General features: G+C 38.1%; 10 protein-coding genes and 1 pseudogene. All 11 read right to left on the reverse strand.

Annotation, left to right across the window (positions count from 1 at the left end; genetic code table 11):
* Positions 1 to 974 (reverse strand): IS110 family RNA-guided transposase (locus H4683_RS20415; protein ID WP_192600666.1); only part of this gene is annotated, 974 nt, incomplete at its 3' end.
* Between the two features lie 116 nt (positions 975 to 1,090).
* Positions 1,091 to 2,020: an NAD-dependent epimerase/dehydratase family protein gene (locus H4683_RS20420; protein ID WP_192600667.1), complete on the reverse strand. Its 930-nt coding sequence runs from the start codon at positions 2,018 to 2,020 to the stop codon at positions 1,091 to 1,093.
* Positions 2,017 to 3,198 (reverse strand): O-antigen ligase family protein, encoded by a 1,182-nt coding sequence (locus tag H4683_RS20425; protein ID WP_192600668.1) that lies wholly within the window; start codon positions 3,196 to 3,198, stop codon positions 2,017 to 2,019. The genes H4683_RS20420 and H4683_RS20425 overlap by 4 nt, the downstream gene beginning before the upstream one ends.
* A 35-nt stretch (positions 3,199 to 3,233) precedes the next feature.
* Complete coding sequence (locus H4683_RS20430; RefSeq protein ID WP_192600669.1) at positions 3,234 to 3,821, reverse strand: CpsB/CapC family capsule biosynthesis tyrosine phosphatase; 588 nt, start codon at positions 3,819 to 3,821, stop codon at positions 3,234 to 3,236.
* Between the two features lie 18 nt (positions 3,822 to 3,839).
* Entirely contained in the window at positions 3,840 to 5,201 is a 1,362-nt protein-coding gene (locus H4683_RS20435; RefSeq protein WP_192600670.1) for a tyrosine-protein kinase domain-containing protein, read from the reverse strand.
* A gap of 38 nt (positions 5,202 to 5,239) precedes the next feature.
* Positions 5,240 to 5,893, reverse strand: coding sequence for a sugar transferase (locus H4683_RS20440; RefSeq protein WP_192600671.1), 654 nt, complete (start codon positions 5,891 to 5,893; stop codon positions 5,240 to 5,242).
* A gap of 1,313 nt (positions 5,894 to 7,206) precedes the next feature.
* Positions 7,207 to 8,658, reverse strand: a complete 1,452-nt coding sequence (locus H4683_RS20445) for an ABC transporter permease (protein WP_192600672.1) — start codon at positions 8,656 to 8,658, stop codon at positions 7,207 to 7,209.
* Positions 8,659 to 8,729: 71 nt separating this feature from the next.
* The gene (locus H4683_RS20450; protein ID WP_192600673.1) at positions 8,730 to 9,908 is read right to left on the reverse strand and encodes a hypothetical protein; all 1,179 of its coding nucleotides are present in this window, start codon (positions 9,906 to 9,908) and stop codon (positions 8,730 to 8,732) included.
* Between the two features lie 212 nt (positions 9,909 to 10,120).
* A pseudogene (locus H4683_RS22270) lies at positions 10,121 to 10,165 on the reverse strand (hypothetical protein); the annotation flags it as partial.
* Between the two features lie 124 nt (positions 10,166 to 10,289).
* A complete protein-coding gene (locus H4683_RS20460) occupies positions 10,290 to 11,354 on the reverse strand; it encodes a COG3415 family protein (protein ID WP_192600674.1) in 1,065 nt (354 codons plus the stop codon).
* Positions 11,355 to 11,479: 125 nt separating this feature from the next.
* The gene (locus tag H4683_RS20465; protein ID WP_192600675.1) at positions 11,480 to 12,400 is read right to left on the reverse strand and encodes a hypothetical protein; all 921 of its coding nucleotides are present in this window, start codon (positions 12,398 to 12,400) and stop codon (positions 11,480 to 11,482) included.
* Between the last annotated feature and the right edge of the window lie 275 nt (positions 12,401 to 12,675).

Raw genomic sequence — 12,675 nt, forward strand, 5'->3', positions numbered from 1 at the left:
AATCCCGCAAGTTTGATTAATTGGCGTGGATGATCGTAGTGAGCAAAGCTACCGATTTCGGACAATAGATCAATAATCGTTGTGTCCCCAAGGCCGGGAACCGTTTTAAGATAGTCATACTCTTTAGTTGCTTGAATGAGCTCTGTCAACTTCTCCTGAAGGTCATGAAGCTCTGTGTTGATTTTGTGGTAACGTTGGACGAGTGTGGTGATTTCAATACGGGCCATCGTCTGTCCTTCTGTTACACCAATAGAAATGCGCGCCTGTTCAATGAGTTTGTTTATTTTCGGCTTCTGTGGAGATTTTAACCCCTCCACTCCCCGATACAGTTCCAGTAGTTCCGCAGGCTCCTGCGGAGCTACATCACTCGGGAATGGCGTACACTCTAATGCAGCGAGCGCCATCTTTCCGAAAGAGGGGAATACCTGCGAGAACTCTGGAAAATAGCGATCTGTCCAGCGAATGAGTTTGTTTTTGATTCTCGCTAACTCCTCCACTAGATTGTCACGAAGTGTGGCACCGACACGTAATTCTGCCTCTATTTCTTTTAAGAGCCGTGGATAACTGTAACGACCGTCTTTTACCAAGCGAGCGATGACAAGCGCATCCTTCGCATCGTTTTTCGTCTGCAAGTTATCGTCAAGTTCCTTCGAACGCTTGACATGCAACGGATTACACATGACGAGAGGGATTCCTCGTTCGTCAAGGAAATACGCAAGATTCAGCCAGTAATGACCAGTAGGCTCGATGCCGATAAGGACATCAGTCTTATCAAACTCTTTCATCCCTTCAAGAATTCGCTTATAGAAGAATTCGAATCCTTGTCTGGATTGATGAACCGGAAATGATTTCTTCAGGAGCAGGCCACGCTCATCGACCATGCAGGCATAGTGAGTTTGTTTGGCGATATCCATTCCGATTACAAGTGTTTTGTCAGTGACTTGATTAATTTTTTCATTTTGTTTAAAATTCATAGTAGGTCCTCCTTGGTATTTAATTCAGGGGTCAACTCGTACGGATTTGACACCCCACATCATACCAAGAGGGCTATTTATATTTCAAGCCCTGAAAAAGTTTCTAACAGGAATGCTTATATAGTCGAAGTTAAATATTTTTCCGTGTAATACTGAACAGTGTCTTCTAGCCCCTTTAGAAGTGAATGATGTAAATCCCAAGATAGTTCTCGACGGGCTTTTTGATTGTCTAAAATGCTTTTCTCAATTTCACCAACTCTTTTTGGTTCATAAGATGGCTGGGCGTTAATCTCCATTATCCCTGCAATTTGGTCGTATAATTCGCTGATTTCTGTTTCTATACAAGAACTTATATTGAGAACTCCTTTAACTTCTTTTTCCAGAGACAATCGGCAAGCAACCGCTACATCTTTTACATAGATAAAGTCTCTAGTTTGGCTGCCATCATAAATGTCAACTGTTTCATTAGCTAATAATCGATTAATGAAAATTGAAATCACACCCGCTTCACCATTTTCATTTTGTCTTGGTCCATATACATTTGAAAAACGTAATATGCAGCTATCTAGCCCATTTAAAGTACTGTATTGTTTAATATAATTTTCTGCTGAGTATTTTGAAAGTGCGTAAAATGACTGTGTATGAATTAGATGGTCCTCGTCCACCGGTAGATATAGCGGTTCACCATATACAGCTGCCGTTGAGGCAAATAAAAACTTCTTCACATTGTATTTTTTCGACAAATCAAGAAGTTTAACAGTTCCAACCGTATTCGTAAAAAAGTCTAAATAGGGATTAGTCATAGACGCCATAACTGAAGCTTGTGCGGCTAAATGGATAACATAATCTGGTTTTTCTTGCTTAAACACTAACTCCACCCTCTTGTCACCTAAATCCATTTGATAAAATTTTACTTTTCCAGGAATATTACCCTGAAAGCCGGTCACAAAATTATCGATTGTTACGACTTGGAATTTATGTTTTAACAATTCTTCAGTGACATGAGAACCTATAAATCCCGCACCTCCGGTAAGTAAAACTTTCAAGTTTTAAGCCCCCTTTTTTCTCCTTGTTTCTTATTGGAAGAAGGAATCCAGGCTAGTGCCAGCACAAGCCAAAGATATCTCCAATGCAATGTATCGATAAAAAAACTGTTAAAAGCTAATCCAACAAGCGATGCAAATATGACGAGATATAGCGCACTACTTTGATCTTTTATTCGCCAAAAATGTTGATGAGACTTATGCAGACTACAACTAAACAAAACAAATAAGGATAACAATCCGACTATGCCATTTTCAGTAAAAACTCTTGCATAGAGACTATGCGGAGAGTACTGGAAAGCTATTTCTGACTGTCCACCCCCGATTCCAAAAGGGTTCTTTAGACCATTTAAAAGCGCTGCCTTTTGCGTATCAAAACGATCATTATCATAGTTCTGATAGCTAAGCCGTGAAATGAGTAAATCCTCTACCGCGGGAGTTTGAATGAAATAAAGGATTGATGGGACGCCAATGAGAAGCAACAGTAAAACAGTTTTAAATCTTTTTCTAATAACTTCTTTTTTATATATAAAAAGGTAAATGATGAGGGATATAATAAAATTTCCCCAAGCCGCTCTTGAAAAACTTAGGACAACCCCAACAGTTAAAATAAGAAAAACGATAAAGTAGAAACTTTTTACAACTGCCGTATTCTTTCGTATTTCTATCATACTAAGCGCAAACAATGCGGGCATCACTAGAAATGGACCAAACACATTTGGATCTTTGAAAAATGCTTTTGCTCGACCGAACATAAGGTATTTTTCACTTCCAGGTAGTAAATGTAAGTAAGAGAGTATCCCTATACTTGCAGCAAACAATGCCGAAAATAAGTAACCTTTCATAATAAATTGTAAATCGGTTTGTTTTAAGTGGTGACCTAGCCCCATTAATCCTATCCAAGTGATAGCAAGATAAAATGTAATACCGGTAAATTTCAAAGAAACTCCAAGTTCTTTCACAAAAAACAGGGAGAGTAAATTAGTTAGTAGAAAGATGCAAACAACTAGTAATGGAAAAACCGTTTCCCTCGTGAAAATATATAATGAAAAAAGAAAACCAAGTAGGACAACGACTATCATGAATAGATCGTAAGGAGACGGTTCAAAGCTAACAATAGAACTAATTGCCAAAGTGACAAACAAGTAATAGGTCAACCATCGATGTTTAGATTCAGTCATTTCCTCCTCCCTTTAGTACCTACTTTCATACCTTCTCATTTGAAAATGGCTGGTTGACGAATATGAAAATCAGTTCCTTCTATAATATGCTTAGCATTTTCTTTTAAATATTTCACATAATCAATAGAGATTTTTCTCTGAAGATATGCATAAGCAGACTTTATTAGTAGTGATCTCTTCCCTAGATGTTCAGTATCTGATGAAACGAAGTGTACCAAATTATGCTTACATAACTTCAATACGAACTTTCGAAGTGCTCGTCCGTTCCCCCCTGTTACGCTTGAAGCGTTTATTTGGATGAGCGCCCCATTTGTTACAATCTTATAGAGCTTATTTGGATTGCGTTTAATTTCAGTATTTCGTTCCGCGTCAGCAATAACAGGGACATACCCCATTAATTGCAACTTATAAAAAGTCATCGAAACCATACTTGGAAATTCGTTAACTGGAAATTTAATAAGTATATACTTTCTATTACCCACAAATGGAAGTAAGTTTTTTTCAATTGCATGGACTAAATGATTTAAATGCCATATTTCGAACTCCTGAAGAACATATTTTTCATTAGGTACAACCCAGGTTTTAACTTCTCGCACAAATTGAATTGATGTGTCTACATTCATCTACTCACATCCTTATTATCAATACTCAGTTACGACACTATTTTTGGTTGAATAACTCCTATTCAATACGGTACCCAAAATAGATGCCCCAACCTTTTCAAGTTGCTTCAGACTTTTACTTGCCTGTTCTTCTTTCGTACGTCCTGCATCGATGACATACAAACAACCATCCACGAAAGTGGAAAGACGAAGAGCATCTACGACGAGTAGTGGCGGTGTGTCGATGATAATGACGTCAAACTGTTCTTTTAGCATGTCGATTAATTGTTCCATTTTAGTAGATGAAAGAACTTCGGTTGGATTTGGTGGGATTGGCCCAGCGCTAATAAAAAACAAGTTTTCCATTTCTGTTTTTTGTATAATCTCTTTCAATTTGAATTGACCGGAAATCATTGAAGTAAGCCCTTTACGTTCAGGTAAATTAAAAATCCGACGTCCTATCGGCTTCCGTAAATTTGCATCGACAAACACGGTTCTCTTTCCATCCATCGCCATAACAACGGCTAGATTTCCACTCACAAGAGATTTTCCTTCTCCAAAGACTGTACTTGTCACTAAAATTGCCTTCGCTTCTTTTTGCGCCATGTGATATTGAATATTCGCTCTCGCTCTTCTAAATTCTTCCATGCATAGAAAGGGGGAAGACACCGCTGAAATTACCCTTTCATCCCAATTAACATCTTTATTTTTGAATGACCTTTGGCTTTTAATTAACGGGATAACACCTAAGTTCGGGGTATTTAGCACATTCTCTACTCTTAATACTGTATTTAACTTGGTAAAGTAAAATTCTTGAACCACTATAATCATTCCAGTTAAAATAAAGCCTATGATGAAAGAGATAAGTATGAATAAAATTGAAGAAGGTTTTACTTCCTTAATGTCTCTACCTGCGGAAATTTCATTCAATATATTAATATTCTCTAAATTCATAAGGATTTTTACTTCTTCCTGAAATTTTGTTGCATATATATTTACAAGTATGGCTGCTTTTTCAGCTGTTTTCTCTTGTGCTACAATTGTTATTATTTGAGAGTTTCCGCTTGATTCAATCGAGATATTATTCATCAAATCCGTTTTAGTATACGAATCTTTTAACCCTGCAATTACTTTGCTTTGCATCCGGTCACTTTTCAATAGTTGTTTATACGTTTCAATGAGACGTAAACTCATCTCAATATCACTTGATTGCAAAACCTTATTGCCTTCTCCCTTCGTCGAATAGTTTACTAACAGATCCGTTTTCGCCACGTAAACTGGTGGGATTATATAACTTATTACTCCTCCTGCCAATGTAAAAAGAAATATAACTAAAATAATCATCACGGACTTTTTTTTGAATAAGTTTGCGATTTCTTTCACATCTAGCCCATTTCTCATTCGCACTTATCCACTTCAACATGTATTTTATCCATTTTTCAACAAGCTCCCTTACCACGAATTACTAGACCAATTGTTTTTATAATTATTTCCATATCAAACATGAATGTTTGTTTATCAATATAATAATGATCGTATTCAATTTTTTTGCCATGAGTAATGATTGATCGGCCATTTATTTGAGCAAATCCAGTTATTCCAGGTTTGGCTTGTAATCTCTTTGATTGGAATCGATTATATCGTAGAGTTATTTCGGGAATTTCGGGTCTTGGACCAACAAAGCTCATTTCACCACGGATTACATTGATAAGTTGGGGCAATTCATCAATACTTAACTTTCTATAAATCTTGCCGATTCTCGTTATTCGCTGATTTGAAGGTGTTTTAAAGAGAAAATCATCGGGGACACCCTCTGACCAGTCGTAGACATGTATTGCTTCCTGATTTCCACTACTCTCCATAGTCCGGAATTTCCAGATTGTAAAAGGTTTATTATTCTGACCTGTTCTAATTTGCTTTAAAAAAATGGGCCTTCCTGAAAATACGAGAAGTACAGTAGAAAAAATGAACAATAGTGGGATTAAAAGAATTAATAGCAGAAGGCCTACACATACATCAAACACTCTTTTACGAATCGTGTAAGAACTAGTTTTCGACTTCTTAACTTCGATATTGTACTGTACTTTCTCCATTCGACAACCTCCAAAATAGTATAAAATGTATCTCCAATTTGAAGAGTTCTTCCTTCCCACCAATCCGAGATAATCATAAATAAATTTTATTTTCATTCCCGATTTATCCTTAAAGACTCTTCACCCAACCTTATTCGGGAACTGCTACATTCAGAACTAATTGTGTTTTAAAGTGAAAATTCAATCAGATGGGGAAGAAGAGGCGATGCATCATACCTTGATTATTTTTAGTAGGGTAGTGGCACATTATCTTTTAACGATAAACCTTATCTTGCAGCCCAAGGCAATAGTTTTTTACTTACGCCTTAGTTTTTATGGAACTGATGGAATGATAAGGCAATGATGAAACCTCGTTTATCACCTTCACGCTTTCATAACCTTTTTTCACAAGTAAAGAAGTACTAGTAGATTCAATAGCGAAATACGCCGGTGATCACCTATTTATGTTACGATTTAATACGTCCGATTCATAACAGGCTCGAGAAGAATCATTGAAAAACTCATTGTTGAGATTCCTTCTGTTGTAAAAAATGGACAAGGTCACTTTATTAATGCAGAAGAATGAAATTATAGCAATGATTTATAATAGAGCGAATGATTGATGTATTACCCCGCTCACTTAGTAAAATATTCCAAGTTTTTTTACCGAATAACGTCTAAATATCCATTCATTTCAAACTATATTAATGAATAAAAAAACTCTCTGTTTCCAAAAGAAAATGGAAATCAGGGAGGCAGTTTGTAGTTTTTCTATTTGGACATGAGACACATAATCTGCGGGAACATTAATATAATGAACCTGATGTTCTATATAGGTTGAACTAAAGAATCCTACTAACAACGCTCGGCGCTTGGGGACGCCTTCGCTGGAGATTACAGAAAAATCATAAATTCAACATATATAGACAAGCTTAAAAAGTGAATATATCTACCTAATCCAAGCATATCCCAACTAATTTCACCAGCTAAAAAAACAAATTTGGCACTGCTTCAGTAAAATCTAATTCGAGCGGTACAGCTCCACCATCCGTATTTCCACAAAATTCTACTTCCGATTTCCCAATAAAATAGTTGCAATTATCTCAAGTTGCAAATCCAGCGAGTACGGATCTTCCATTACAAATTTATCACCAAACTCACCGTACATAGTTTATAAATATTCCCAATTATAATAGAGGGTTTGCGCTTTTTCAAGGTTTTATTCTGCAGAAGTCTCCCACTTCTATATGTGGTGTGATAAATAAAAAAATGTGTAAACAATTCAACAATGGTTTGAAACCACGCTGAATTATCTTCACATTTTACTTACTCTGTCATAACAACGTATAAACAAACGCTCCTAGTACTAACAGAAAAATCACTATAATCATCCACTTCAAACGTTTCTCTATCACTTTACGATTCGAATAATTGCCGCCCACTCCACGTACTGGAGACACTCTAACCGCTCGTTCCGCCGGTAAAATAGTGCCTAAAATACCAATTACGATTGGTATGAAACCCGTCGCGAGGATAAATACTAGTTCATCAGTCGGAAATTGGCCATACAATCCCCACATCATGCCAAACGCTAAAGCAAGCCCAATAATTGCTGCAAATAGCCCGCTGAACATGCCTTCTATTAAAATAAGCAGACGTACATTGCGGTCTTTCCACCCAACCGCCTTTAAGAGAGCAATCTCCCCTTGCCGTTCAGCAATATTTTGCCACATAATTTCGGCCGTTGTTAAAATTGCAATCATTAATGCGACGGCCATCGCTGTATAATGCACAGGCCCAACTTCCAACGCAACATATTGCCCAAGCCACGTCGTATACATAATGCCTTGTAGACGAACAGTAACGTAGAGGAATAATGCTAGTAAACTCGTTGGCAAAGCAATGGCAATAATCGATAACAAGCTCCTTTTCCACTTTCCAGTGAAATGATTAAATGCCATCGACAATAATCCTCTCGTTCGCACCATTCGTCCACTCGCTTTGGATATCTCTCCCGTTTGCATGGCTTCATATGGCGAAATCTGGCGCACTAACAATCCAGGAATAACCGCTCCCAACACATAGACGACAAATCCAAACAACCCTGTCAGTACAAACCGTGATGGTAACACAGTTGCCCCTTCCGTTACATAGACAAACCCTAACATCATCCATGAAATAAGTGCTACAAAAATTCCGAGTATGGCAGATTCCATGAATAATAATTTACTCAATTGATTGGGACGCCAGCCAACAGCCAGCAACACCGCAAACTCTTTTCTTCTTGCTAAAAGGGAAACAAGACTCGATGCCCACACGTAAATCACTGCAACAGCCATCGTGCTAACAATCAATCCTGAAAAACCAATTTTAGCCTCTCTAAAAAGGGTAATGGATGATCCAATACTCACCCATGGTTGCTGAAACCAGCCCAATGCTTCTTCTTCATTGATGGCTGGGACATGGACGAGCGTCGGTTGTGGGGAAGAGCCCAATGTGATATCAGTTAATAAACCGGTTTGCTCTTCAATTTCCCGGGCAACTTTTTCCACAACTAGTTGGCTGTCATCGGACAACTCCGCAACGCCTGCAACTCTTATGCGAATGGCAGAAATCGGCTTGTCCCCCATAAAGAGTTCTGCCGCCTCAATGGTTGTCAACATGCTCGGTGGCGTCGATAAAAAGTCCATTGCAAAACCTGCTGGCTTTAGCAACTTAGGTGGATTAATTGGATTATCATTGGCATCAATGACCAATTCCGCCGTTGTAGGTCGATACGTTTCCATCGGTAATTCATTGGTCGGATCCTTCGAAATCGCTAATTGACTTGCATCATAAAAGCCAACCCATTTGGGCTCTAAGCGCGGATACTGACCCCCGTGCTAAAACCAAACGAATTAGATGCGCGAAAACTTTTAAATTGTGGATCATGTGGTATTTCAGAGGTTTGTAATTCATAGGCATAAGGCCATCTTTCAGGAAAAGGACTTAACACATCCTCATACTGTAAAGGACTAGGACGATTACCAAGGTGTACTTCACGATTCTGCAAGTAATCCTCCAAGAAAGGAGTGCCTGTTTCCGCATCACTACCGGAAATACTGTTCACTATCCGGTAATAGACCTCTTTATCCGTATAGGTATAGTTTTGACGATCTACCGCTTCGAGTGTATCCAAATAAACCTGCCCGCCGTTGTCCTCAAACATCTTCAATGTTTCATCGGCCACTTCCCGGTCAAAAGGAAGATCCAGTCGTTCAATCGTATAGTTGATGGCTATATCGGTAAACGATTGATTGTTGATGATGACTGGGATATGTGACATACTTAGTTCTGTTTCTTCATCTAAAACCTCATTCATGCTTACATCCTCACTAGTAAAATAACGACTTGACCCATTTTCAACAATGGCTTGATCGAGCCCTATAAGCTTGGCTTCTTGTTCTGAATCTATTCCAGCCAGTAGCATAGCTCTCGTCTCGGTTAATTGATTATCCGGATATCTAGGGGCCATTTCCAGGAAATAGTCAGGTCCTTGCTCGCGGAATTTGTTGCCCATAATATCATTATTCCCAGCGGCAAAGTAATGGCTTACGACAGTACTTTGTTTTCTAATCCCATCATTTGAAACTTCCTCGGTCGTCATTCTGTAAATACCTTCTGGTAATTCCAATTCGGTAAGCTTAGTCGAATATACAACAGAACCTATCATGGCGATGGGGGCTGCTACTTCGACATCTTGGATTGTTTTGGTACGTTCATATTGCTCCCGGCTAATGCCGCCGTCCAATCCACTTAAATAATTGGGATCTAGTAGTCCTTGTTCTTCCGTTAGGCTTCGACTACCCGCAGGACGCACAACAATATCATAGGAAGAAGACCATCTTTGCTGTAATTCATCTACAATTGTTCCTTTATTCGCATCGGAAATACCGACTAAATAAGTCAATCCGATACTAATAATCAGTGCACCGACAAGGAGCAAAATCAGTCGTTCTTTCCTCCGCCACCAATTCTGCCAAATAAAGCGAATCATAGCGTTTCCCCTCGCTCATCCGAGATGACAATCCCATCCTTCATCGTAATCACCCTGTCTGCTTTTGCAGCAAGTAAAGGATCATGCGTGACAAACACAATTCCGCAGTCCTCTTGTTTGTTGAGATTTTGAAGCAGTTCAAAAATAAGCTGCCCTGTTTCCGTATCTAAATTCCCCGTCGGTTCATCTGCCAGCAGCCAACTCGGTTTATGTACAATCGCACGTGCAATGGCAACTCTTTGCTGCTGTCCACCTATTGGGAAGGGAGGGAATTCATTTTATCGACTAAGCCTACTTGCTCTAGCACTTCTTTAGCACGTTGTTCTTTTTTATAGGAAACTTTCCGCGCAAATAAAGGCGAGAGAATATTTTCAAACGCCGTTAACGTGGGTAACAAGTGAAATTGTTGGTAAATAAAACCGATTTCCTCGAATCGAAAGATTGCAGCATCCAATCTTCGGTTACTTGTTCATCCACACATTTCTTGAAATAGCGCCTTAAGGTTTTCACCGAGGGGGTACGGTGCCCAGATCCCAACAAAACGCCAAATTCCTGTGGTTGTACAAATTTGAATTGTTCGATAGATGAAAAGCGAAACCATAATAAGAAAACCAACGTCATCATCCAGTGTTGCATGCCGTAAGCATGGGTTTTCGAAGATTCTATATCCTCATTAGTTACCTCTTGTGCCTTGCGAAACAAGCCTGCAGGATCTATTTTCTGCAAGAATGGGAGAAGAAGAAATCCGCCTGCATAACGAGAATCCAACACTGTTTCTACCTCACTTATCGGATTTGGGATGGAAACAGAGGATGGGGGTATCTGTTCCTGATTCACCCCAATTTCCACATTTCCCTTCATGAGTAATTCGTTTGATTCCAATAGTTCCATTTTACTTTCCACTGGAAATGCTTTCGTATCGATAGATTCCACTTCTGTAATCAGGGATTCTACGAAAGGATCGTACGCAAAGAGATTCAACTGCTCCTTGTGAGCTATCCCTGTTTTTATGTATGAAATCATTGCCATAGAGAGAGAAATACCGTGTATTTCCTGTATAGACCGAACTAACTCATTATAGGTTTTCCCTTTCGTTTCTATGATATATGTATGGATTTCGGGTGTGACTTTTAAATGACTTGGGCCTGTTTTTTGTTTGATCAATCCGAATGGCCCTTTTTCACGATAATCGCGTATAAAGGTATATACGGTTGAAACTGCCCATCCCATTAAGAAGGCAACTTCATCAACTGTTCCTATTTTGGTCTGAATTAATAGTGCAGCTGCCATTCTTTTGGATAGTATGTCATCATTTTTAAAGGCGACAACAGGTGTATGGGGTTTTAAATAGACTACCGTCTCTTTCTTTCCTGGAATAGCTATTAAATTAGAAGTTTTAGCAACAGTAGGTACAGGCTTTTCATCGAAAAGGGTAATTTGTTCCATATCAGCTTAACATCCTTTTTATATATTATATGCAAGATATTATAACACTACTTAGATGAAATGCAAACAATTAATTACAAAAAACTCTTAAAAATAAACGCGAAAAATAAGCCCTAAACCCCTGTTTAATAGGGATTTGGAGCTTGTGCAATACGAATGTCCCGAGTCCTATGAATTAAAGGTTCGATCTTATATTTTTTAGCATTTAAAGTGAGGTACTCATTTGCATTAACAATTTCTATAAAAGAGAATGCTAAATTAATAGTGGCCAAGTTACCCTTCACAATCTCCTGATCAATCCTTCTAACCGTTTGAACTTTTATTGGTTTTGCCAAAACCCTCCAAAGGATGGGTGAACAGAATTCAATATTTGATCGGATAATAGTTGAGCTGTTGTGATGAATATATGAGGAGAGTAACCGGTTTATAAGTTCATTTTTATATCGTTCCGGTAAGTCTCCTAAAGCATTTTCAATTCCAATTGAACTCCGATCATAGGCTTCTGTCGCTAAATTCCCAATATATTCATCTATATCTATAATTTGCATCGGATAATCTACGTTTAAAACATATTTTATACAATCGTCCATCATTGCAAATACTTTTATGACTGAAGGATCTGTGCTTTTTGGATGACCACTAAAAATATGTCGAGTCTCTTTTGCATGTTTTAATATTTTGCTAGCCTCCCAACCAATAACCCCTATTTTATATGCACCTTCTATTAATTGATCATCATTAACAAAGTTTTGAAAGTCATCATAAGATTTTATTTCTCTTCCTAATTCCACTTCTTTATTAAACATAGTTAGACTTCTAAATATAATTTTGTTTCGTAAGTCATCTACAACAGCGTTCCAAAATGCACCTATAGCGCTTCTATATCCACCTACTGGAAGCACTCTTAAAGCTTCTTCTATATAGGTATTATCCTGTAGGTCTTCACGCACATTTATCAATGACTTTTGAATTAAACTTAGAACTTCATTATTTTTAATATTTGTAACCTGATTCGAAGTACTTACTATTTCATGAGTATTTTGCATAATAGTTATCTCCTTAATTAGAATACTACTATTGTACCTCATTCAAGATTATTTATCAGAATACTCACACAAAATTTCTCGTAGTTTTCATTTGAATTTTTATTTGATCTCTTTCCAATTCGTGTACTGTCACTTTAGGAGTTAATTTGCACCTATTTTAAGTGTTATTTTGCACAAGTCCAATCGAGTAGGAGGCTAATCATTATTTGATCAGCCGACCTCTCACACCACCGTACGTACCGTTCGGTATACGGCGGTTCAACCTTTTAAGTATC

The sequence above is a fragment of the Sporosarcina limicola genome (assembly GCF_014873855.1).
Taxonomy (GTDB): domain Bacteria; phylum Bacillota; class Bacilli; order Bacillales_A; family Planococcaceae; genus Sporosarcina; species Sporosarcina limicola.

Coding starts and splice junctions, on each gene's coding strand:
- H4683_RS20425 (WP_192600668.1), bottom strand. CDS start 3,198: ATGACTGAATCTAAACATCGATGGTTGACCTATTACTTGTTTGTCACT.
- H4683_RS20430 (WP_192600669.1), bottom strand. CDS start 3,821: ATGAATGTAGACACATCAATTCAATTTGTGCGAGAAGTTAAAACCTGG.
- H4683_RS20435 (WP_192600670.1), bottom strand. CDS start 5,201: ATGAGAAATGGGCTAGATGTGAAAGAAATCGCAAACTTATTCAAAAAA.
- H4683_RS20440 (WP_192600671.1), bottom strand. CDS start 5,893: ATGGAGAAAGTACAGTACAATATCGAAGTTAAGAAGTCGAAAACTAGT.
- H4683_RS20445 (WP_192600672.1), bottom strand. CDS start 8,658: ATGGAAACGTATCGACCTACAACGGCGGAATTGGTCATTGATGCCAAT.
- H4683_RS20450 (WP_192600673.1), bottom strand. CDS start 9,908: ATGATTCGCTTTATTTGGCAGAATTGGTGGCGGAGGAAAGAACGACTG.
- H4683_RS20460 (WP_192600674.1), bottom strand. CDS start 11,354: ATGGAACAAATTACCCTTTTCGATGAAAAGCCTGTACCTACTGTTGCT.
- H4683_RS20465 (WP_192600675.1), bottom strand. CDS start 12,400: ATGCAAAATACTCATGAAATAGTAAGTACTTCGAATCAGGTTACAAAT.